Consider the following 21,885-nt stretch of genomic DNA (forward strand, 5'->3'; position numbering starts at 1 on the left):
GCGTATATTTCTCCTGCTGCAAGCGACGGCAGCTAAACGCTACAGGGGAAGCCGCCGACGAGCCGCTTCCCCTTTTATTTTGGCCGCGTTGTCAGCGGCTCCGGCTGTTAGCGAAATTGCCGGGTCTCGTTTGCTTCATCATTTCGTCAGCAACCACGCCACGCATCGTTGACTCCATTTCGCGAGCCATGCGCTTTGCAAGGTCTTGGTTCTGCTCGGGTGAACCAGAGCTACCGTTAACCGTCACAGGTGCGGAAATCGAGATCGCTTGAACCGGGGCTGCGTTCCCACCACCCGAGAAGCCAGCTGAAAGCGTTGGTGTATCTGCAACGTATCCGCCACTCTCAAAGCCCTTGAGCGCTCCACGGTGCATCCTGTCGAGGTTCTGGACGCCGAGACGTTCAACGGCGCGTTTACTCAAGACATACTCGCCCTTGTGAACCACGCCAGCCGGTTCACTCTTGCCGCCGTCGCCGGTATAGCCGCCGCTCTCAAAGCCAAACAGGCCACCGAGAAGACCGCCAAGAATGCCACCCATGCCACCGGACGAACTACCACCGGAGCCGCCGAACAGACCGGCAAGAGGGCCGGTTCCGAGAAGCGCGGCTTGCAGGCCGACTTTAACGAGCGACTGCAAGATGCCTTGAAGTGCCTGCTGCCATGTCGTGGTGCCGGTGATGATGCCGGAGAGCGCGTCCACCATTTGTCCGCCAAAGAAATTCCCGGCTTCGGAAAGCTGTTCCTGCTTCAGTCGCAAGGCTTCGGTGCTGGTTTCGGCTGCGGCCATTCCCTGCGCAAGTTGGGCAATCTCGCTGCATTGCTGTGGTGACAGGGCAATGCCTGCACGCTGCGCTTCAGCAAGCATCTGCTGCTCATACCGGAGCGCCGCCGCCGCCTGCTCGGTCATACCAAGCGCTTGCTGTTCGGTGCGCTGTGCGTTGGTGTATTCCCGTGCGCCCGCCGTGATCTGGGAATAAGCATCTGCCTGCCGGGTTGCGGCCTGCGTCAATCGCTCGATTTCGGCGGCGGTATCCTTGGAACGGGCGGAACTATCCTCCACATGCCAAGGCTCATGGCTCATAGGGAAAGACAGGCCGAAGTTACTGGCGTTCGCATGCACCCATTTGCGGGCAGCGTCGGAACCATAACCGAGGTCGGCGGCGTTGCCCTTGTTGTGCTGGCTGTTACCGGGCGGTGCAACCCACTTCCGGGCGGCTTCAGGGGAGCCATATTTTTTCAGGGCTTCAAGCCAAAGCTGCTGCTGGCGCTCCACCGAACGGAAACCGGAATTGACCGTGACGCTGCCCTGCAATTCCTTCGGCATGCTGGCGATCATGGCGGCAAGGTTTTTTTGAAAATTCGCCTGCATGCCGCTGACATGCGAAGCGTTCTTACCAGATGCCAGAACGGAAGAAAGATAGCTAGCCGGATCGTCGGTCGCGGATTTGATATTGAGCGACGAAAGCGCCTTGCCGCGCATTTCGTTAGCCAAGGCCACTTCGCGGCCACCTTGCGCCTTGGAAAGCGCCGCCTGATAAACGGCTTCGATCTGGGCTTTCTTGTCGAGGTTCTGGAGTTCTTTCGCCAGTTCCGGCACTTCACCCTTGAGAGAGCGGATCGCATCGGCAAAGCTCTTGATATTGGCGGTCGCCTTCGCGGCGGCGCTGTCGGTGCCGGACATGGCAGCGTTAAGATCAGTGATCGGCGGCTTTGCACCCGCCGCTTCCTCGCCGGTTTTGAAAATGAAGCCTTCAGCGTAACCGTTCCGGCGGTCGAGAACGTCACGCAAGCGCATGGCTTCCGTGGTGAGTTCTTCGATCTTCTGTTTCTGCCTGTCAATATTCTGGCCAGTGATCGGGTCATCGGGATCAAGCAATGCCTGTGACTGAAGATCGGCCAGAACAGCTTTAGCTTCCTGAAGGTCTTCGTAAACCGCCGTCAGGCCACGCTGCACGTTGCGGTTCTCCTGTTCTTCGATCCTGTTCCATCTGTCGAGAAAATCGTCCATCGCACCGACAAGGCCGACAACGGCCTGTTTGGTGAAGGTGCTGACGGTGGTGCCGATCTTGTTAAACTTCCGGTCCAGTTCATCGGCACGGGCGATCATTTCGTCGCTCATCACCGCGCCCAGCTTGTGTGCTTCCGCAATGGTTTCCCGGATGCCGTCAGCGCCACGGGACAGAAGTTCAACGAAGCGCTCACCCCCGGTTCCGCCGAACAGTTCGTCAGCGATGCGGATTTGCGCCGCCCTGTCGAGTTGCTGCAATCGCCCGATGATTTCGACAAGCAGGGCGGAAGGGTCTTTGAGTTTTTCCTTGAGGTCGCTGGCGCTGAAGCCCAGCCGCTGGAACGCTTCGGCAGCAGACCCCTTGCCGGTATAGATAAATTCATCTGCCCGGAGCGAAAGCTCCTTCATGCCGTCCGTCAGTGCGTCAACGGGAATGCGCGCCTGTTCCGCGACATAGGAAAGTTCTTGGAAAGCGCGATTGGACAAACCGGCACGCTTCGCCTCACTGCCGATGCTCGCAATGCCTTTCGTGATATCAGCAACGCGCCCGATCATCGTATCAAGCCCACCGATGGCAAGCCCGCCGATGAGGCCACCGGCCAAGCCCTTGCCGAAAGCACCAACCGTCTTCATGGCGTTACCCATTGCGCGTTCAATACCGGAACCAGCCTTTTCGGCGTCGGTCTGCATCTGTTTAAAGCCGGTTCGGGAACGCTGTTGCTGTCGTGTCAGGTCGCGTTCGTATTTATCGAAACGAGCCGCCAAAGTGATCAAAAGCTGCTGGCCTTCATCTGCCATTTTCAAACTCCTATGCTGCGGCCTGCATGAGCCGATCAAAATCATCTTCGGGAAGGTCATAGATTGACCGGGTGTTATTGCTCTGGACGGCGCGGGACACGGCCATGGCAGCAGCAACAGCGCCGTCAATGCGATCTGCGCGTTTGTCCTTGTGCATGCGAACAAGGCCGGTATCCCCACGGCTGGCGACAACGGAATCAAAATGATGGCGAAGCACCGGATGGGCGTTGTGGCGGATCATGCGCCCGTTAACGGTGCGCTCAAGGTCGCCAATCGCCGGTCCCATGGTGAGCGGCGCCTGTCGCATTTCGATAGCTGGCAAGCCGTCATCGTGAAGACGCTGCATGGTCTTGCGGGCAAGATACGGGTCGAAGGCGATCTCGCGCACGTCAAACGTGGCGCAAAGGTCGCGGATATGTTGCTCAACCGCTTCCGGTTCGATGATGGGGCCATCAACGGCAATCACATGGCCGTCTGCCTTCCATTGCTCATACGGCACGGCGTCCTTCACGGCTCTGGCCTTGAGGTCGTCACCGGGAACGAAGAACCACGGGTGAGTGAAAATACGGCCATCGCCGTGCTTCCAAGCGGCAACGATGGCCGTCAGGTCGCCATTAACCGACATGTCCACGCCGATGTAACAAGGCAGGCTTTCGAGTTCGGCCAGATCGAAATTAGGGTCGTGGCCTTCGTCATAGATGTCCATATCGAACAACGGTTCGCGGGATGCGCCCTGCCAGATATTCAGGTTGTATTGCAGGAACGCGAACCGCTCCTGCGGCCTGTCTCTGGCATCGGTGACAAGGTTCTCAAATTCTTCAATCGACACGAAGCCGTCAGCAAGGCCGGGGTTTGCCTTATGCCATGTCGCCGGGTCGTCCCATGCATCGTCCGGGTCGGCCATGAACAAGATGGGCAGATATGACGGATTGAATTTCTCACCTGTCGCAATCTTACAGGCGTTGACATACTCATCATAAAGCAGGTTCTCGTTGCCCGCGCCTGCCGTGCTGGCGATGATGGTGAGGGGCCGCTTTTTCACGCGGCTGCTCTTGAGCGCTTCCCAAAGTTCCCGGTTCTTCCAAACGTGCAATTCGTCGGCAAGAATAAAGGTCGGGGAAAGGCCGTGCGCCTTGCCGCCATCCGATGACAGAACCTCAAGGCTCGACTTCTTCACGTCGCAATTGATCAGACGCTTGCCGGTTTTGCTGCCATAAATCTTCGTCGCGACGACGAGCCGCTTATCCTCCCGGATGATGCCAGCGGCTTCATTGAAGGCGATCTTGGCTTGATCGCTGTCTTTGGCCGCGAAGATCGCCTGTCCACCGGGAACGGCTTCCGGGCCGATGGTGTGGAGCAACGCCAGTGCTGCGGCCAGTGTGGTTTTGCGTTGGCCTCTCGGCATCAAAAGCAAAACCGATTTCACGATCATGTGGCCGTCTGGCGTGCGTGGACCATAGATGCGTCGCACGATGCGCTCTTGCCAGCGGGTCAGCGTGAAGGCGCGTTTGGGTGCGCTGCTGGATGGATGGCGAAGCATACGAAGGAAGCGCACGGCACGCTCCCCATAACCGAACGGGTCTTCAATAGGACTGTTATCGAAAACCCAATCCGGGTAGGTGCCTGCCATTTACACCACCGCCAATGGGTTATCGTCGTCATCGTCGGCGGGGCCAGCGTCACCAATGCGCGAACGGCTGGCGGGCATGAGGCCATATTCGCTGGCAAGCTGGCGGGCCGTCTGCATGTAACGGATTTGCAGACCGCCAAGCTTCATGTCGGGAACGGCCATGCCAGCCATCTGTTCAGTGATCTGGGCGACGAAGCCGACTGCCGTGCAATAGCTTTCGATGCCAGCAAGATCGCCGGTCGTGACGACGCCGCGTTTGATCAGCACCGGAAACACGCGCCGCCATTCGGCTTTCGCTTGCGGTGACAGGCGTTTGGGCGGCGACGGCATTTTCGTCAGGGCGGTGCTGTCGCGCTGGATGGCCGGTTTGACGCCGCGATTGTGGATGCTCATTTCAGCACCTCACCGCGAAGCTCAAGGGCTTCGTATCTGCCGATTTCCTTGATTTCCTTCAGACCGTAGGCGTTGCCGTTGTAGGTGACGCGCTCTGCCGTGGTGATGCCCGGCATGTAGCGGATACGGAAAATGATGCTGCCGGTTTCCGCTTCGCCAAAACCCGTGAAGAACTCCGTGGCTGACTGCTGGATGATTTCGGCCCAGACAACGGCGACGGTAGCCCATGCTCTCACCACGTCGCCGGACGGTTTCACCGTTTCGGTCTGGCGTTCGATGGTAATACGCCGATCCATTTTACCCGCGTTGATCATTTGAGCCACCGGATCAGAGCTTCGACCGACAAGATGGAATGGCCGTATTGAGGATCGGGGTCGCGTGGGTGCCGGATGGTCGTGACCTTGAAGTGATCGCAATAGGCTCCGGCACTCTCCATTTCGGCAGACAAATTGTATTTGGACAGGGCATCATTGACGGCGGCGGCGATCTCTTTCGCGGCATCCTGCCCAGCGTCGAGCGTCCAAGCATGCAAGTCCAAAAAGACCCACGCGGCGGTCTGGGCGCGATAATCATTGCCATGCAGTTCGGTGTTGCCGTCTGCGATCACAATGCAGGGTGTCTTGTCGGGGCGCGTGCTGCCTGCCCGGATATGGGTCGGCGGCACAAGGGCGGTGACTTCCGGCTTATTGATCAGCCGGTTGCGGATAGCGGTCTGAAGGGTGAGAACAGGTTCGATACTCATTCGCTGGTCGTGCCTTTCCATGCGTCCCTCACCGCCTTTCGACCTGCCCGGTCGATAAGTTGCTGTGCGCGTTTGCGCTGAAGCCGGAAGCCCGGCCAGAAGAAGGGCTGCGCGTCGGTTTTGCTGGTCCCGTATTCGACCAGATGCGGGTAGCGCGTGTCGGTGTCGCCTACCGTGATGATGACTTCGGAAGGACCGGCGACACGGTTGCCGCCGGGCTGGCTATACGGCGGGGTGGACTGGCCGGGCAGCGTGACGGCAATGGACTCTTTCAGCGCGCCTGTATCTTCTGGCGCAAGGGCGCGCTGCGTGGATGCGATCGACTCTGCGGAGGTCGTCAGGGCTTTAAGCACGGCATCACGCGGAGCTTTTTTCACCCGGTCAAATGCTTTCATGAGATCGTCCAGCCCGTCATTCGCCATCGTGGAACCACCTTTCCCGGTAGTTATCGAGCGTCTGGGTGATGGTCTGGGGCGCGATCTGGCTGGAAATCCCGAACGTGGCGACGTTACGCACTTCATAATAGAAGGCCACCAACCGGAGGATCGCGACTTTCAGATCAGACGGAAACGGGTCGAAATCATCAAGCGACCTGCCGATATAATTCGCGACATACTGCTCTGCCGCCTCAATGTAGAGCATGATCAGCGCGTCTTCCTCATGGTGATCGATGCGCATGTGCTGCTTTGCGAGATCGTGGGTGATGCCCGTCATTCCGCTGCTTCCTTGTGAAAGATTATTTCGGGATTTTCTTGAACAGACCTCCCCGCGCCGGTCCCGACGAATGGGTGCAAATTGTGAGGCGCCCCGGGTTGCTTGTGGATCAACCCACAACTCAATCGTTCGCGCACTTGACCAAGGGTTGTATTGAGGAAATAGTTTTCGAACCGGATGGATTGTCCACCGGCAATCAAAGGATTGTTCGTCATGATTGACGTTACTTTCACATTAACTCGGGGAAGATGCCCATAAGCAAAAGTAACAGCTTTAATAATATCAGGCTTAGCCTGACAGAAAACAGCGTTTGCTTCCCCATAACTTACAAAGGAAAAGCAAATGCTGAAAATGAAAATGGAAAAGTCATCTGAGAAAATCGTTCTGGAAGTATCCATTTCGATTGGGTTCATCGGGCTAATCCTCGCCTGCGCTAGATTTTTTATCGGGGCATGACAACGAGGGGGGCGCGAAAGCGGCCCCTTTGCCCAATCGCTTAGATGTAACGGTGCTTCTGAGAGCACTACGGGTGTTACGTTGTTCGTCGCTGTAGACAGGGAGGCGCTGGCACTTGTGGCCGGTCGCCATGGGTCTAGTGATGGCGTCTGCAACGGAAAGGCCACGGCCTATCCGAGCGATAATGATGGCTGGGGTGATGCCGTAGTCGAGCGCCCATTCAATAATGGGTTGCTGGATGCCACCATGTTCAAGGATGGTTTCAGGCGTCATTGCAGGCCGCGCTCCTGCCGCTGTTTGGTGGAGCTATGGCAAGGCGTGCAAAGGGATTGCCAGTTACCGCGAAACCAGAAGAGGCGCTTGTCGCCGCGATGGGGAATGACGTGATCGACAACGGTGGCGAGGTTCCCACACATCCGGCAAGAGGGGTGCGCACGCAGATATTCAACACGGGCTTTACGCCACTCATGGTTATAACCGCGAAGGGCTGCTGAAGGGCGGCGGGCATCATGGCGGGCGTTGCGTTCGCGCTTGGCCTTCTCCTGGCACCCGCAAAGCTGGCCGTGGGGAACAACGGCGCCACATGCGCAAATCCGTGGGGGCTTGCTCATTTGCGCCTCCCGGAAGATTTGAGTGCCTGAAGTCCTGCACGGTCAAATTCAGGATCAAGGCCAGCGGCAATGTTGCGCTCTGCCTGTTCCGGGTCTGGTTCTTTCTCGTCGGAACCGCCGCCGTGAATGGCTTTCAGTTTCTCAAGGTGCGCTCTATAGGCCCGGTCGATTTCGGTAGGTGTAGCGTTCCAAGCCTGTTCCGGCGTCCAGCCAAGCCAGCCGGTCGCACGGTCATAGAGGGCTGCAAACACTTCCGCCCACGTCACCTGCTTGCCGGTCGTGTGCAACGGTTGCACACGTTTTTCCGGTGCTGGCGTAAGCATGGACACAAGTTCGAACAACGGGGCGCGAACAGCGAGAAAGAAAGGGAAAAGCGGCTTTCGCTGCACGGCAGTCAGGAAAGCCGCTGCATTCGGGGTGCCGCTGCTTATTTCGGAGGCCCGAATGATTTCGGAAATGATTGTGTAGTTCAGGTCTTCCAAGGCGGCATGAAGCGCCGGAAGGCCGAAACGTTCTTCAAGGATGGTGGCGGCGCGCAACGAAGGGCGAAGGGTCACGGCGTTACCGCCATGACTGATTTCCACCTGTTCGAAGGATGCGCGCTGCTTTCTCATGGCTTAGGCCGTGATCTTGAGCTTGGCGAGGGCTTCGCCCATGATCACGCGGCCACCGACACGGCGGCGTGCATGCAGCTTCACCACGCCGTTACCAGCGCCGGTAATGTCGTCGCGGATGATGTCGAAACCGACACGATCAGCGATGGCGTAGCCGCTGGCGAAATCGCCAAAGATGATCGGGGTTTTACCGGCTGCGATGTCCGGCGCGTCCACGGCTTCATAAACCGGGCGGCCCAAAAGCAGCGAAGGCTGACCTGCGGTGATACCGGGCTGCCAGATATAGGTTCCGTCGCTATCCTTGAGCTTGCGAACAACACTCATGGTCTTGCGGTTCATCAGCCACGAACCGTTCACGGAATAGCTCGTCTTGATGAAATAATAGAGATCGATCAGGGCTTCCGCGTTGAAGCCAGCGGCAGTGGCAACTGCGACCTCTTCCACGTCAGTAGACTTCAGGACGCCTTCTGCCTGCGTCGTGCCGTTGCCGTTGACAAACCACGATGCTTCGATCTGGCCGAAACGGCGCGCAATGTGATTGGACAGGAAAGCGGCAAGGTCAATCTGCGCGTCTTCCAGCAGAATACGAGTGACCGGGACAGTCACGGCCATTTCGAACGGCTTCAGATCGATCTGTTCGAACGAAGGCTCATCTTCGGCAGCGGTGGCGGTTTCGGCGCGAGGTGCCGGGGTGACTTCATCGACAAGGCGCGGAAGCTGAAGCAGCGGGCCGGACATGGCGATGGTCTGGGCAAGGCCGCGAACCGGAGAGTATTCAGCCACCTTTTCGAGAATGGTGGTAGCAACGGCTTCCGGTGCGAGAATGCCACCTGTGGAGGAACCGCCATAAGCGAGTGCCTTCACTTCGGAAGCATCGCCCGTGCGAACGAAATCCGAGAAGGCTTTGACTTCGTTGCCGTTATCGTTCGAAGCCTTGGGGTGATTGTTGTTGTCGGCGGCAGGGCGGCGGTTAAGCTTGGCCTGCATCGTTGCGATATCGTCCTTGAGCGCCTTGATTTCTTCGGCGCTCACAACCGGATCGGCATTTGCCACCGGCTTGTTCTGCTGTGCATTTTCCATTTTGGGGTTTTCCTGTTCAACGTTGAGGGGGTGAGACTTTGTCTCGGTAATGCGAGCGTCTGGATGGACAGGCCGCTTGCAAAGGGAGATTTCATTGATTGTGAGGGCCGTCAGAACGCGGCCACCTGCCGGACGTGCCTTGGCTTCGTGAAGGCGATATCCGATGGACAGGCCGGACATGGTGCCACGCTGAAGGGCAAGCCGGGCCTGTCGGGCAGGTTCGATGCCTTCAACAAAAAGACGGCCTTTAACCTCAAGTCCCTTGCCGGTGACAGAATAGGACTCCCAGACGCCGACGACGCTTTTCTGCTCATGCTCCACGATCATCGGGACACGCGGGGCGAAGCTGAAGGCGGATGGCTCAATAAGATCGCCGTAGCTGTCGGGCTGGCCGAAAGGCCACGCAATCCCGGTCACGGTGCCGGTGTCGTCAATCGACACTTCGGCCTTGATTTCGAGGTTGCCTGTTTCGATGGTGCTGGCGGCGGTTGTCATTGTGCCACCTGCGAGATTGCGTCATTCACGGCTTCAACGCCGAAGAACAGGCTGGTGATAACGCCGTCTGCAACGGCAAAAACTTCGGCCAGCGGCCTGCCGATGACATAGACAGACACGAGCCGGTTAGCTTCTTCGGGGGCAGTGCCGCCGCCGATCAAGCCAATCCGGATGATCTCGGAAACGTCTGTAAAGCTGTAGCTAGTATCGCGGAAACGGCGGAAAAGCGCACCGACACCATGGCCGGTTTTCGTTTCAAGCTCGATAATCAGGTCTCGGGTCGGGAAGGCAAAGGCTTTCTCGCCGTCGCCAAAGAAGGCGCGGTGTTCCGTCATTTGGCGGGTTCCTTTTCAGGGGCCGCAACAGACGTTGCGCCGGAGGTGGTATGGGGATTGATCAACTCGTCGCCACCGGGAAGCGGCGGCATATTGAGGATGGCGCGGGCTTCGTTGGGCGACATGACACGATTGGTGACGAGCGCCGTAATATTCGCTGTGCGCGATGCCATGTCAGCGCGCATGAGGTCATCGACAACAAATTCAAACCAATGGTCGTTCTGTTCGATCTCGGTCAGAAGGACAGTTGCAAGGGCTTCCTGCCACTTGTCGAGCCATGGCCGGAGGCAAAGCTGAAGGAAGCTTGCACCCATCTGTTCGGCGTTGGACCACGTCGCCCGCTCAAGCTGGAAAAGCAGGTGCGGTGGCACGCCGAAGATACGGGCAACTTCGTTGATCTGTTCGAGGCGGTTTTCGACATACTGGCTATCGGTGGAGGTGAGCGCAGGTGCTTGATAGGTCCAACCACCATCAAGAATGAGGGGATCGGCGGAAGCGCCGCGCATCCACTCCCGGAAGCTCTTGCGCATATTGGAAATGGTGGTTGCGCCAGCTTCCCCGCCCTGCGCCTTCTCATTCGAGATAATGGCGTTCGGACGTGCGCCGGACGTGAAGAACGTTGCGCCGTGCTTTTCCAGAACGGATGCAAGGCCAATGGCTTCACGGCCAAACGAGATCGGGGAGCGATTGAGGAAGGAAGGAATATGAAGGATTTCGCTGTGCGGATAGTCGCGGGAGCCGCCGTTCTCAGAAACACGATAGAATGGCGGGGCTGCGCCAAGGCTGTCTTCCACGACGGACACGGTTCCGGGCAAAAGTCGAATAAGCTCAAACGGGCGTCCATCGGGATAGCGCACGACACGGGCAAAGCCGTTGCCATAAATCAGGGCGTCGGACGTAAGTTGCGTGCGAATTGCGCCTGCACCGGTCCATTCGTTTGCCCGCTTATGGACGATCTTATGGGCGGTGTGCTTGCTGACAATTTCCTTTGCTTCGGCCTGCTCCCGGTAAAGTTTCACCGGCAGGGAGCCGATTGATTCAGAAATCAGGCGCACGGCTTGAAGAACAGCCGGAGTGTTGAGCGCCGACAAACCACCGACGCTGGCGCCGCTGGAAGTAGTGCGCACGCCAAAGATTTCGGAAACGGCAGGATCGGACAGGAGATAAGCTTTACGCTCCCCTATTCCAATCCTGTTTATGACTTCGCTCCAAAAACCCATGTGGATAACATTCCTATTTAACTTAGGAATATTATCTCACGACAGGATTCGGATGTGAATCCCGATAAGTTAAAAAACTTCAGAAAATATGATATAATATCGATTTTGAATCAGAAAAATTGATGCATCGTCTTAGGGGATGATGTCGCGCACGGTTTTCATCTGTTTCGCGATCTCGACAAGTTTCACGTCGCTGCCGCCATAGTCGTCAGCGGATGACCCGGAAGACCTCCCCATGATGTAGAGGGCGGCCCGTTCAGACACGCCTCCTGTTAGTGCGTCTTCGAACAGATGGCGGAAACCGTGGTTCGGCGGGGGCAAATCGGTGCGCTTCGGGAAGACCTTTTCATGTATCCATTCGCGCAAGCGCTGGTCTTCATTCTTGCCACCGGGAAAGAGCTTGCCGTCTGGTTGTGCTTTCACCCATTCGATGAAGCCTTCCTTGATCAATCCGGGGTGCACCGGCACCTTTCGCGCCTTGTGCGTCTTTGTCTTTCGCCCGTCGCCAACACGGATATGAATGAACCAGAAGCCTTCTACTTCGAAGATATCGCGCTTTTCCAGCACTGTGATTTCATTCACTCGCGCACCGGTATGGGCAATGATCCATGGTATCCAGCGAAAGCTTGCTCGTGTTGCGCTCCGGGCAAATTCGAGGAAATGACGGGCATCTTTGAGTGAATAGGTCCGTTCGGCACTGTCGCCCTTTTGAACAACCGGAAGCTCCAAAGCCGCCCACGGTTCCCCTTGTGGAAACATCTGGTTTTCGGCCTGCTTGTTTGCCTCACCCATCAGGGTTCGGATGATGGTGATTTTGTCGTGCACGGTCTTACGGGACAGCTTGCCATCGACAAGCATGTGATCACGCCACGCCCTGCCCTCTGCGAGTGTTACCGTCGCAACGGCCTTATCTTTTCGGAAAGCCTCAAAATCGTCTTTCGCGTTCCGATATTTCTCTAAGGTCGCTTCCGATTTCGGACGGCTGAGACCGATGGAAGCTAGTCGCTCCTGTTCCTTAATAACGTCCTCAAAGGTTATGCCCGCAAAAGGCGAGGCTACAGGCTGACTTGCCTCCTGTCTCACGGCGTCGACAAGCATGGGGTGAGAGGGTTCTCCGTTGAAATCCCCATCGTTGCGCTCGTAGCGCCGTGCAACAGCCTCGTAGGACGCGATGCAAAGCGCCTGCGCTAATGCGCGCCACTCCGGCGTTCCCTTCACGGCGTCGGTGTTTCCTGCGAGACGTGCGCGCTCGATACGGGAACCGACGAGTTCTTCTAGTTCGTCGTCGGATAGTTTGCCCGCAAAGCCGTCGCGGAATGGATGAGCGTCATATTCCGGATCGGGGTCAATCTGCGCATAGCGAGGGTCATGCGCACGAATCTCGGAATCGAAGCTGATCTGGCTCTGGTAGTCACGTAGGGCGATTTGTTGGGCGGTGAGTGGATGGGCCGCTGGCTTCGGCTGCTGGCCGGTCGCGGCTTCATGCTTCAGTCGGGCAATGCCAATCTGCCTCTGCATCGAAGCAACGGCGGCGGCATGGTTGCGAAGGGCGCTTCGCCGGTCGCCACCCAGCTGAATTTCGAGTTCTGCCCGATTATCAAGATATGGCCGGAGCGATGAAGGTATGACGATCCTTGCGGAATACCGCCCGTTACGCTCTTTCCAATGTTGAGGTTTGCCCGCCATTCGGACCCCATTTTGTGACGTGATTTGTGACGTCAATATGGGGGAAAAGCCTTGCTATGCAAGGGGTTCTAATCATTTCAAATAGATGAAATGGTCGGAGTGGAGAGATTCGAACTCCCGACCCTCTGGTCCCAAACCAGATGCGCTACCAGACTGCGCTACACTCCGCCGAGGCGATGGCTGGGGAATACACGGTTCACCCGCAGTCCGCAACAGGGAAATTCATCTTTGTTGAGCCCATTGTCTCGATTATTGAAAACTCATGCAACGCGGTGGGACCGTGAAGAGGTCGCAAAGGATAATCGTCTTGACTCTCACATGGAGTCGGTCCATTTCAAATTCAGCGTTCCTGACACGATTTGGTTATTCTATTCAGGTACGTGAATAGTAATCCGGGGCGCATGCCCCACCGCCCAACCGGAGCAGTTTCGACATGTCTGCGAAGATTTACCGCCCTGCAAAGACCGCCATGCAATCCGGCAAGGCGAAAACCAATGTCTGGGTTCTGGAATTCGACGCTGAGGTCCCGCGCAAGATCGATCCGATCATGGGATACACCTCGACATCCGACATGAAGCAGCAGGTAAAGCTGACATTCGAGACGCAGGAACAGGCCGAAGCCTATGCGCAGCGCAAGGGCATCGAATACCGCGTCATCCAGCCAAAGGAAGCAACCCGCAAAGTTGTATCCTACACGGATAATTTCCGCTTCAACCGCACCCAGCCCTGGACGCATTGAAGAAGACGCACTGAACGATTTTCAGCCGGAGCAACAATAGTCCGGCACGACGGCCCCTTAGCTCAGCTGGATAGAGCGTCGACCTTCTAAGTCGAATGTCGCAGGTTCGAATCCTGCAGGGGTCGCCATCTCCATCTAAACTGCCGCTTTCGGGATCCAGATCGCGGAAATGTCGTCGCCATACGGCACTGCCTCACTCTCCAAAGCACAAATCCCGACCCAGGCGCACACGACGGCATCCATCTTGTCCTCAAAAGCCTTCATCTCCCATCCCTTTGCGTTCGTCGCAGGGATGATGAGTGCATCGGCAACCCCACCTATCCGTCGATCCAGATGTGCGATGATGAACGACCAGACCTCGAGGAGTTTGGCGCGACGGTCTGCGGACGTATCCGACCGCCAGTAGCTGCCGACTTTTCCCTGCTTATACGGAAGCCGTTTCGCGGCGTTGGTCAGTTCAACGAGCGCAGGGTGCGGGTAGACTTCGAGCAGACCGGGACTGCTGATTTCCCTGGTTAATAACGGATATCCCGCAAGTTCAAACCCCATTTTAAGATCATCACTGACCTTGCCGGGCCTGATTGCATTTGGGGTGTGGGTGCCGCATTGCCGGGAACCATAGGCGGAAGACACCAGATTGTCAGAAGCACGGCGGGCAGTAATCGGTTGATGCGAGAGCGGCATATCAATCGTAACGAGATCGATCTTGCATCCCGCAAGGGCTTCTGCGGCCGCCAGAAGCGCCGATGCTTCGGCAACTGATCCCCTTGGGCGATCAGCGAGAACCGGGATATCGGTTCCAAAGGCAAGGAAGCCTACGTAGGAAGATGCGGCGGCACGCAGCGTCCAGCCTGTTCCATCGTTGATGACCAAGGCGACCCCGCTTGGCTGGGTAACAGTCCATGCGGCGTCTATACCCAATACGGCTTTCAGAGCGTCACCCCTGCCCGAACAGCGTAAAATACCCCCAGGCGGCGGCGAAAAAAGCGATGATGGCGGCGATCGTCAGGGCTTTTTTCGATTTTGGCCCAAGCGGCTGGCGCGGCTTTTTCGGGGGCGCCGGTTTGCGGAACTTCACCACATTGTCGTTCATTATATCATCGTCCTGCATATCGCTGCTGAAACCGGCGCCACATCAATGGCATCGGCCTTTTCGGATTTATCTCTAGCAGACCAGAGCTATCATAAATATTACCAAGTTTTCACTTCCCCCTTTGGGCAAGCTATGTCACTTCCCACAATCAGAGGAATACAAACAGCGACAGACGGACCGGAAACAGGGGTTGGAAACAATCCTCTGTGGTATTTTGAATTTTGCGGGTGACAAAAATGAATGACGCCAACACCAATGGCCGCGACACGGAAAACAGCCAGCCCGATCTGCGGGACATTCTGGGTACCAGCAGGTCAGGTAGAAAGAAGAAGTCGCGCCGCTATCTCTATGCCGCAGCAGCCGTGGTGCTGATCGGTGGGGGCCTTGGTTATTATTACCAGTCGCGTGCCGCAGGCGTCGCCTATACCTACACCACGGAAGCGGCGAAACAGGGCGACCTTTCCGTCATCGTAACCTCCACCGGCTCAGTCCAGCCGACCGATCAGGTCGACATATCGAGCGAATTGTCCGGCACCATTCGCAAGGTCAACGTTACCTATAACAGCCCGGTCAAATCAGGCGATATTCTGGCGGAACTGGACACCAACAAGCTGGAGGCCGACGTGCAGAGCGCCCGCGCCAAGCTTGCCTCCGCCAAGGCCAATGTGTTGAAGGCGCGCGCCGATCTCGGCTCGGCAAAAACATCGATGGAGCGTCTGCGGTCCCTCGTCCAGAGCCGGGTCTCCAGCCAGCAGGATCTGGATGCCGCGCAGTTCAACCACGATGCCGCCGGCGCCACGCTACAGGTCAACGAGGCGACCGTGCTTTCGGCGGAAGCGGATTTGCGGCTGGCCGAGGTCAATCTCGGCAAGGCGAAGATCGTCTCGCCCATCGATGGTGTCATCCTCACCCGCAGTGTCGATCCCGGCGCCACCGTTGCCTCCTCGCTCAACGCTCCCGTGCTGTTCACCATTGCTGGCGATCTGCGCCATATGGAATTGCAGGTGTCGGTGGATGAGGCGGATGTCGGCAAGGTTGAAACCGGGCAGAAGGCCACCTTCAACGTCGATGCTTATCCCGACCGTAGCTTCCCGGCTGAAATAGAGACCGTGCGTTTCGCCTCCGAGACCGTGTCTAACGTAGTGACCTACAAGGGCATATTGACGGTGGACAATGAGGAATTGCTGCTGCGCCCCGGCATGACGGCAACCGCCAATATCGTCGTTGAGGAGATCAAGAATACGCTGCTGGTGCCGAATTCCGCGCTCCGATATACGCCGCCGCGCGAATCCGCCTCCCGTGGCGGTGGCTTGATGAGCCTGTTCCGCCCTCCCCGCATGAGCCGGTCACAGAACCGCGATGCCGGTCCGGCCGCGACAGGCAAAAGAACGGTGTGGGTGCTGCGTAACAACACGCCCGTCTCGGTTTCGATCGAAACCGGCTCCACCGATGGCCAGCATACCGTGGTAAAATCGGGCGAGTTGAAGGCCGACGATCTGGTGATTACCGACGCCTCAGCCCGCAACGCCGGCTGACGGAGGAAAACCGCATGCAACAGCCGCCGCTCATAGAATTCCGCGATGTCGTCAAGCAATATGGCCGGGGCGAAGCGACGATCCGCGCGCTTGACGGCGTCAGCCTGTCGATCCACGAGAAGGAATTCGTCGCCATCATGGGGCCATCCGGCTCCGGCAAATCCACCTCGATGAACATCATCGGCTGCCTGGATGTGCCGACATCGGGCGAATATCTGTTTCAGGGCGTGCCGACCAGCGGTTTCGACAATGAACATCTGACGCTGCTGCGCCGCCACATGCTGGGTTTCGTGTTTCAGGGCTTCAACCTCCTGTCGCGCACCTCGGCGGTGGAGAATGTCGAGCTGCCGCTCGTGTACCGGGGCATGAAAGCCTCGGAACGGCGCGCGCGCGCCATGGAGGCGCTGGCACAGGTGGGTCTGAAGGGCCGCGAGCACCACACGACGCAGGAGCTTTCCGGCGGTCAGCAGCAGCGTGTGGCCATTGCACGGGCCATCGTCACCCGCCCCGCTCTGCTTCTCGCCGACGAACCCACAGGCAACCTCGACACCAAAACCAGCGCCGAGATCATGGAGCTGATCACCACGCTCAACCGCGACAAGGGCATTACGGTCGTCATGGTCACGCATGAAGAGGATATCGCTGCCCATGCGGGACGCCTCCTGCGTTTCGTGGACGGCCATCTCGCCTCCGACAGCGCAGCGGAAAACAAGGAGACTGCCGATGTTCTTTGAAACGTCGCGTCTTGCGCTGCGTGCCATCAGCCGCAACCTGCTCCGCTCCTTCCTCACCGTGCTCGGCGTCGTCATCGGTGTTGCCGCCGTCATCGCCATGGTAACCATCGGCAACGGCACGACTGAACAGGTGAAATCGGAATTGTCGCGGCTCGGCACCAACATGCTGTTCGTGCGCCCCGGCCAGTTCGGGCCCGGCCGCGCCAGCACGGAAGCCAAACGTTTCGATGATCGCGATGTCGAGGCGATCCGCAACCAGATCAGCGGCCTGCGCGCCGTTGCTCCTCAAAACCGCAGCTCCGCCGCAACGGTCATTTTCGGCGGCAAGAACCACCAGACAAGCGTCATCGGCACCACCAATGATTATCTTGTGGCACAGGACTGGACGCTTGCGCTGGGCCGTGACTTCCAGCCGGCCGAAGATCGCGGAGGGCAGATGGGCTGCATCATCGGCGAAACGGTGCGGCAGGAACTCTTTGGCGCTGAAAACCCGGTCGGCCAGACGATCCGCGTCAGCAACATCTCCTGCCCCGTCATCGGTGTTCTCGCCCGAAAAGGCCAATCCGGCCTCGGCGACGATCAGGATGACACGATCATCATGCCGCTCAAAATCCACCAGCGGCGCATCGGCGGCACCACCACCATTTCGTCCATCATGGTCTCCGCGCAGGACGGCGTTTCCACCGCCAAGGTCCAAAGCGACCTGCAGAACCTGCTGCGGGAACGGCGACGCATCAACATTGGCCGCGAGGATGATTTCACCGTCAACGACATGACGCAGATCGCCTCGGCCATGACCGGCACGACGACGCTGCTCACAGGGCTTCTGGGTGCGGTTGCAGCCGTCAGCCTGCTGGTCGGCGGCATCGGCATCATGAACATCATGCTGGTTTCGGTAACCGAGCGCACCCGCGAGATCGGCATTCGCCTCGCCATCGGCGCACTGGAAAAACAGGTACTGACGCAGTTTCTGGTGGAAGCCGTCATGCTCTCTGCCCTGGGCGGCACGGTCGGCATCTTGACGGGCCTTGGCCTTGCCTATGGCGTCGTCAGCTTCCTCAACGTGCCCTTCGTCACCAGCCCGTCGATCATCTTCCTCGCCTTCGCCTTCTCGGCTGCCATCGGCGTGATTTTCGGCTATTTCCCGGCGCGGCGGGCAGCGAGTTTGAGCCCGATCGAGGCGCTGCGACACGAGTGAAACGAGCCGTCGAGGCTGCAACGGCCTCAACGGAAAAGGTTCATGATTTACGGAGAGTTTCGATGTTCAAATCGATATCGGATAGCGCCGCTGCTGCAGACGGCGGTTCGCTTGCGCTCTTCGTGGAACGAATTGACGGGCAAACGGAACTGTTTGTGATCAATCGCTCCCTCGCGTCACGCGGAACGCCCGACTACAACAAAGTCAGCTCCAGCCTTCGACCACTTGCCGAGGAGGATTGCGGGAAGATTGCAGCAGCTCTCGAGCCGCTTTTGACAACGACGCCATCGATTCATCCGCTGGCGGATTTTATCGATACGCTGAAACAGCAAACATCCCGCTGATCGGAAAAATGGCGCAGCCAATCAAACGCCGGCTTCAGCCTCGCGCTGCTTCGCCAGCGCCGCCAGATCGGCAGGCTTCAGTTCCACCGACTCACCGCAGCCGCAAGCGGATGTCTGGTTCGGGTTGTTGAAGGTGAAGCCGGAGCGCATCTTGGTCACTTCAAAATCCATCTGGGTGCCGAGCAGATAGAGCACGGCGGAGGGCTGAACCCACACCTTGGCTCCATCGAATTCGACCAGATCGTCCTTCGCATCCGCTTCCGTCACGAGGTCGATGGTATATTCCATGCCCGCGCAGCCGCCCTTCTTGATGCCGACGCGCACACCCTTGGCGTCAGGGCCGGAATTCTCGACGATTGCTTTAACGCGCGAGGCAGCAGCCCCGGTCATGGTCATGATCGCAAAGCCCATGGGCTTAATTCTCCTTCGACAATCGAGTTCAAGGCTCGATGTTTATGGATTTCAATTTAATAGTGCTTGAAGGCGCCATCAAGGGATGACGCCTGTCAAAATCACGTCAGTCTCAATACCAGCCGACGGCGACCTGAGCCTCTTCCGACATGCGGTCCGGCGTCCACGGCGGATCGAAGGTCATCGACACTTCGACACCGGAAACACCTTCGACCGCGCCGACGGCATTTTCCACCCAGCCCGGCATTTCGCCGGCAACCGGGCAGCCCGGTGCTGTCAGCGTCATGACGATCTTGACCATCCGGTCGTCCTCGATATCGATCTTGTAAACGAGACCGAGTTCGAAAATATCGGCCGGAATTTCCGGATCGTACACGGTTTTCAGCGCCGCGATCACGTCGTCGCTAAGACGCGCCAGTTCGTCGGGCGCAATGGAAGACGGCTTTGCAGCGTCTTCGGTCACATCATGGGTCTTTGCAGTGGCTTCGGCAGTCATGGTCCTGAACCTCAATCCTGATATCAGGCGAAAAATTTGCGCGCATAGTCAAGCGCCTCGACAAGACGATCTACTTCGGCGCGGGTATTGTAAAGGCCGAACGATGCCCGGCATGTGGAGGTGACGCCGAACCGTTTCAAGAGCGGCATGGCACAATGGGTGCCGGCACGCACGGCAACGCCGCGCCGGTCTATCACCATCGACACGTCATGGGCATGGATGCCCTCGAGTTCGAAGGAGAAGATACCGCCCTTATCAGGCGCATTGCCGATGATTCGCAGTGAGTTGACCTCGCGCAGCCGCTCGGCAGCATAGGCCGCAAGATCAGCCTCGTGGGCTGCAATCGCGGCACGGCCGAGATTGTCCATATAATCAAGCGCATAGCCAAGACCGATGGCCTGCACGATGGGTGGCGTTCCCGCTTCGAAACGATGCGGCGGCTCGTTATAGGTCACATTGTCTTCGGACACGTCGAGGATCATCTCGCCGCCGCCCTGGAACGGCCGCATCTCGCTCAGGCGGTCAGCCTTGCCGTAGAGCACGCCGATGCCCGAGGGACCGTAAAGCTTGTGGCCGGTCATGACGTACCAGTCGCAATCGATATCGCGCACGTCAACCGGCATGTGAACCGCGCCCTGAGAGCCATCGACAAGCACCGGAATGCCGCGCTCATGGGCGATGCGGCAGATTTCCTTGACCGGCACGATGGTGCCCAGCGCATTCGACATATGGGTGATGGCAACGAGCTTGGTGCGCTCCGTCAGGCTTTTTTCGAAAGCCTCGATATGGAACGCGCCGTCGTCATCGACAGGCACCCAGACAAGCTTGGCGCCCTGCCGCTCGCGAATGAAATGCCACGGCACGATGTTGGAGTGATGTTCCATGATCGAGATGACGATCTCGTCGCCCTCGCCGATCTTTGGCATGCCGTAACCGTAAGCAACCGTATTGATCGCCTCGGTGGAGGATTTGGTGAAGACGATCTCGTCCACCGAACCGGCATTCAGGAAACGGCGCACCTTTTCGCGCGCCGCCTCATAGGCGTCGGTTGCGGCATTGGAGAGGAAATGCAGGCCACGATGCACATTCGCGTATTCATTGGAATAAGCATGCGAAACGGCGTCGATGACCACCTGCGGTTTTTGAGCGGACGCGCCGTTGTCGAGATAGACCAGCGGCTTGCCATAGACCTCGCGCGACAGGATCGGGAAATCCTTCCGCACGGCTTCAACGTCATAAGGGGCCGCCAATGCGGCGCGTTCGCTCTCAGGCATGATGTTCCAGCCAGCAGGAGATGATAGTCTCTAGCGCCTCTACCAGATTTTCTTCTTCCAGTTCCTCGGCGATCTCAGCGACGAAGGCATTGACGAGCATCGCCCGCGCTTTTGCCCGCGGCACGCCGCGCGCCATCAGATAATAGAGATGGTTGTCGTCAATATCGGCAACCGTCGCACCGTGACCGCACTGAACGTCGTCGGCGAAGATTTCAAGCTCCGGCTTTGCCGAGAACTCGCCATCGTCAGACATCAGCAGCGTATTGCACGCCATCTTCGCATCGGTCTTCTGGGCATCGGGGGCAACCCGGATCATGCCCTGGAAAATGCCCTTTGCACGGTCGAAGACCACGTTGCGGAACACTTCCGTCGAGGTCGTGTTCGGCACGTTGTGGCCAAGAACCATCGTCACGTCGGTATGGGTTTCGCCGCCCAACAGGTTGACGCCGCGAACGGTGAGGTCAGTACCCTCGCCGTCCACGTCGATGCGCAGTTCCTGCCGCACCAGCTTGCCGCCGGCATTGATGACGAACAGACGAATCTTGGCGTCCGCACCGATTCTCATGCGCAGCTGGCCAAGATGAATATCGGCCGCGCCCTGTTGCTGCAGGATGATCCAGGTCACTTCCGCACCGTCTTCGACAACGATGTCGGTGACGGAGGAAACCAGGGCGGCATCCGAAGTCACCGAAAGGTGACGCTCGATGACGGTCGCCTTCGAACCCTTGCCGAAGCGCACCGGGAAGCGGCTGTGAACCTGACCTGCGCCATGGATCGCCTGCAATTCGATCGGCTTTTCGATCTCGGCATCGGCGGGAATGTCGAGCGTCAGGCCGTCGCGCACGAAGCTGCCGTTGATACGACCGATCACGTCGTCCTTGCTGGCTTCCGCAAGGCCTGTGGCGGCCGAGCCGTCAAGCAGGCTCTCGGCAAAGCTGGAAACGCTGATATCTTCGATCTTGCCGACATTGGCCGTGCCATGCAGCACGTAGGCGACGGACGAGCCGGCGACAACAGACGCCTGCTTTTCGATAACAGGTGCGGGCTGGTCCTCGGGAATGGCACGCAACAGGCTCTTGAGATCGGTATAGTGCCACGCCTCGATGCGGCGGGTCGGAAGACCGCCGGTCTTCAGATCGTCGAACAGCACGTCACGGGCGGCGACAACCGCACCATTGCCCGGCAATTCGCTGAACTTGGCGGTATAGGCGTCGATCAGCGCGGTTTCCGCTGGCGTCAGCCGATTGGTCGTTTGAATGTTCATGGACATCACCTCCTG

At 58.2% G+C, this 21,885-nt stretch carries 25 protein-coding genes and 2 tRNA genes; 6 read left to right on the top strand and 21 right to left on the bottom strand.

All coding sequences use genetic code 11. The annotated features are described in order from the left end of the window. Positions 1 to 91: 91 nt before the first annotated feature. The 15 genes from ACZ5A6_RS07555 to ACZ5A6_RS07625 all read right to left on the bottom strand — a co-directional run bounded on the left by ACZ5A6_RS07555 (position 92) and on the right by ACZ5A6_RS07625 (position 12,950). On the bottom strand, positions 92 to 2,806 hold the full coding sequence (locus ACZ5A6_RS07555) for a D-alanyl-D-alanine carboxypeptidase family protein (protein WP_464110890.1): 2,715 nt from the start codon (positions 2,804 to 2,806) through the stop codon (positions 92 to 94). Positions 2,807 to 2,816: 10 nt separating this feature from the next. Beyond that, on the bottom strand, positions 2,817 to 4,436 hold the full coding sequence (locus ACZ5A6_RS07560; RefSeq protein WP_464110891.1) for a terminase large subunit: 1,620 nt from the start codon (positions 4,434 to 4,436) through the stop codon (positions 2,817 to 2,819). Beyond that, on the bottom strand, positions 4,437 to 4,829 hold the full coding sequence (locus tag ACZ5A6_RS07565) for a P27 family phage terminase small subunit (RefSeq protein ID WP_013636357.1): 393 nt from the start codon (positions 4,827 to 4,829) through the stop codon (positions 4,437 to 4,439). Next, the gene (locus ACZ5A6_RS07570; RefSeq protein ID WP_464110892.1) at positions 4,826 to 5,143 is read right to left on the bottom strand and encodes a phage head closure protein; all 318 of its coding nucleotides are present in this window, start codon (positions 5,141 to 5,143) and stop codon (positions 4,826 to 4,828) included. The genes ACZ5A6_RS07565 and ACZ5A6_RS07570 overlap by 4 nt, the downstream gene beginning before the upstream one ends. After that, positions 5,140 to 5,571 (bottom strand): DUF3168 domain-containing protein, encoded by a 432-nt coding sequence (locus tag ACZ5A6_RS07575; protein ID WP_464110893.1) that lies wholly within the window; start codon positions 5,569 to 5,571, stop codon positions 5,140 to 5,142. The genes ACZ5A6_RS07570 and ACZ5A6_RS07575 overlap by 4 nt, the downstream gene beginning before the upstream one ends. After that, positions 5,568 to 5,993 (bottom strand): HK97-gp10 family putative phage morphogenesis protein, encoded by a 426-nt coding sequence (locus tag ACZ5A6_RS07580; protein WP_464110894.1) that lies wholly within the window; start codon positions 5,991 to 5,993, stop codon positions 5,568 to 5,570. The genes ACZ5A6_RS07575 and ACZ5A6_RS07580 overlap by 4 nt, the downstream gene beginning before the upstream one ends. Further along, entirely contained in the window at positions 5,983 to 6,285 is a 303-nt protein-coding gene (locus ACZ5A6_RS07585) for a head-tail connector protein (RefSeq protein WP_137410535.1), read from the bottom strand. The genes ACZ5A6_RS07580 and ACZ5A6_RS07585 overlap by 11 nt, the downstream gene beginning before the upstream one ends. Further along, the gene (locus ACZ5A6_RS07590) at positions 6,282 to 6,698 is read right to left on the bottom strand and encodes a hypothetical protein (protein WP_464110895.1); all 417 of its coding nucleotides are present in this window, start codon (positions 6,696 to 6,698) and stop codon (positions 6,282 to 6,284) included. The genes ACZ5A6_RS07585 and ACZ5A6_RS07590 overlap by 4 nt, the downstream gene beginning before the upstream one ends. Before the next feature lie 312 nt (positions 6,699 to 7,010). Continuing rightward, complete coding sequence (locus ACZ5A6_RS07595; RefSeq protein WP_464110896.1) at positions 7,011 to 7,352, bottom strand: HNH endonuclease; 342 nt, start codon at positions 7,350 to 7,352, stop codon at positions 7,011 to 7,013. Beyond that, positions 7,349 to 7,966 carry a hypothetical protein gene (locus tag ACZ5A6_RS07600; protein WP_464110897.1) on the bottom strand — a complete coding sequence of 206 codons (618 nt, stop codon included), beginning with the start codon at positions 7,964 to 7,966 and terminating at the stop codon, positions 7,349 to 7,351. The genes ACZ5A6_RS07595 and ACZ5A6_RS07600 overlap by 4 nt, the downstream gene beginning before the upstream one ends. 3 nt (positions 7,967 to 7,969) lie before the next feature. Further along, entirely contained in the window at positions 7,970 to 9,541 is a 1,572-nt protein-coding gene (locus tag ACZ5A6_RS07605) for a phage major capsid protein (RefSeq protein WP_464110898.1), read from the bottom strand. Then, positions 9,538 to 9,876 carry a gene transfer agent family protein gene (locus tag ACZ5A6_RS07610; protein ID WP_464110899.1) on the bottom strand — a complete coding sequence of 113 codons (339 nt, stop codon included), beginning with the start codon at positions 9,874 to 9,876 and terminating at the stop codon, positions 9,538 to 9,540. The genes ACZ5A6_RS07605 and ACZ5A6_RS07610 overlap by 4 nt, the downstream gene beginning before the upstream one ends. Continuing rightward, positions 9,873 to 11,096, bottom strand: coding sequence for a phage portal protein (locus ACZ5A6_RS07615; protein WP_464110900.1), 1,224 nt, complete (start codon positions 11,094 to 11,096; stop codon positions 9,873 to 9,875). The genes ACZ5A6_RS07610 and ACZ5A6_RS07615 overlap by 4 nt, the downstream gene beginning before the upstream one ends. A 132-nt stretch (positions 11,097 to 11,228) precedes the next feature. Next, positions 11,229 to 12,818 carry an integrase gene (locus ACZ5A6_RS07620; protein WP_464110901.1) on the bottom strand — a complete coding sequence of 530 codons (1,590 nt, stop codon included), beginning with the start codon at positions 12,816 to 12,818 and terminating at the stop codon, positions 11,229 to 11,231. A 55-nt stretch (positions 12,819 to 12,873) separates the two neighbouring features. Then, positions 12,874 to 12,950 (bottom strand) — tRNA-Pro (locus ACZ5A6_RS07625). 265 nt (positions 12,951 to 13,215) lie between these two features. On the opposite strand from ACZ5A6_RS07625, the gene ACZ5A6_RS07630 reads away from it, so the two are divergent. Then, positions 13,216 to 13,521, top strand: coding sequence for an ETC complex I subunit (locus ACZ5A6_RS07630; RefSeq protein ID WP_003495468.1), 306 nt, complete (start codon positions 13,216 to 13,218; stop codon positions 13,519 to 13,521). Positions 13,522 to 13,572: 51 nt separating this feature from the next. Continuing rightward, a tRNA-Arg gene (locus tag ACZ5A6_RS07635) sits at positions 13,573 to 13,649 on the top strand. Positions 13,650 to 13,656: 7 nt separating this feature from the next. On the opposite strand, the gene ACZ5A6_RS07640 is transcribed toward ACZ5A6_RS07635, so the two are convergent. Beyond that, entirely contained in the window at positions 13,657 to 14,442 is a 786-nt protein-coding gene (locus tag ACZ5A6_RS07640; RefSeq protein WP_236776084.1) for a DUF429 domain-containing protein, read from the bottom strand. Positions 14,443 to 14,458: 16 nt separating this feature from the next. After that, positions 14,459 to 14,614 carry a hypothetical protein gene (locus ACZ5A6_RS07645; protein WP_003515963.1) on the bottom strand — a complete coding sequence of 52 codons (156 nt, stop codon included), beginning with the start codon at positions 14,612 to 14,614 and terminating at the stop codon, positions 14,459 to 14,461. Between the two features lie 236 nt (positions 14,615 to 14,850). Here ACZ5A6_RS07645 and ACZ5A6_RS07650 point away from each other — a divergent pair, with 236 nt between their 5' ends. The 4 genes from ACZ5A6_RS07650 (at position 14,851) to ACZ5A6_RS07665 (ending at position 18,425) form a co-directional block, all read left to right on the top strand. Beyond that, positions 14,851 to 16,149: an efflux RND transporter periplasmic adaptor subunit gene (locus ACZ5A6_RS07650; protein WP_003515964.1), complete on the top strand. Its 1,299-nt coding sequence runs from the start codon at positions 14,851 to 14,853 to the stop codon at positions 16,147 to 16,149. A 14-nt stretch (positions 16,150 to 16,163) separates the two neighbouring features. Then, a complete protein-coding gene (locus ACZ5A6_RS07655) occupies positions 16,164 to 16,883 on the top strand; it encodes an ABC transporter ATP-binding protein (protein WP_003515966.1) in 720 nt (239 codons plus the stop codon). Then, a complete protein-coding gene (locus tag ACZ5A6_RS07660; protein ID WP_174061124.1) occupies positions 16,873 to 18,081 on the top strand; it encodes an ABC transporter permease in 1,209 nt (402 codons plus the stop codon). The genes ACZ5A6_RS07655 and ACZ5A6_RS07660 overlap by 11 nt, the downstream gene beginning before the upstream one ends. A gap of 62 nt (positions 18,082 to 18,143) precedes the next feature. After that, entirely contained in the window at positions 18,144 to 18,425 is a 282-nt protein-coding gene (locus tag ACZ5A6_RS07665; RefSeq protein WP_013636374.1) for a hypothetical protein, read from the top strand. Positions 18,426 to 18,446: 21 nt separating this feature from the next. Here ACZ5A6_RS07665 and sufA read toward each other — a convergent pair whose 3' ends face one another. The 4 genes from sufA to sufD form a co-directional block, all read right to left on the bottom strand. Then, entirely contained in the window at positions 18,447 to 18,836 is a 390-nt protein-coding gene (gene sufA / locus ACZ5A6_RS07670) for a Fe-S cluster assembly scaffold SufA (protein ID WP_174061123.1), read from the bottom strand. A gap of 112 nt (positions 18,837 to 18,948) precedes the next feature. Beyond that, positions 18,949 to 19,332: an SUF system Fe-S cluster assembly protein gene (locus tag ACZ5A6_RS07675; protein WP_003515972.1), complete on the bottom strand. Its 384-nt coding sequence runs from the start codon at positions 19,330 to 19,332 to the stop codon at positions 18,949 to 18,951. Between the two features lie 23 nt (positions 19,333 to 19,355). Further along, complete coding sequence (locus ACZ5A6_RS07680; protein ID WP_003515973.1) at positions 19,356 to 20,606, bottom strand: cysteine desulfurase; 1,251 nt, start codon at positions 20,604 to 20,606, stop codon at positions 19,356 to 19,358. Then, complete coding sequence (sufD, locus tag ACZ5A6_RS07685; protein WP_464110902.1) at positions 20,599 to 21,870, bottom strand: Fe-S cluster assembly protein SufD; 1,272 nt, start codon at positions 21,868 to 21,870, stop codon at positions 20,599 to 20,601. Before sufD ends, ACZ5A6_RS07680 begins: the two co-directional genes overlap by 8 nt. Positions 21,871 to 21,885: the final 15 nt, after the last annotated feature.

This window comes from Agrobacterium sp. 6Ca8 (assembly GCF_055382765.1).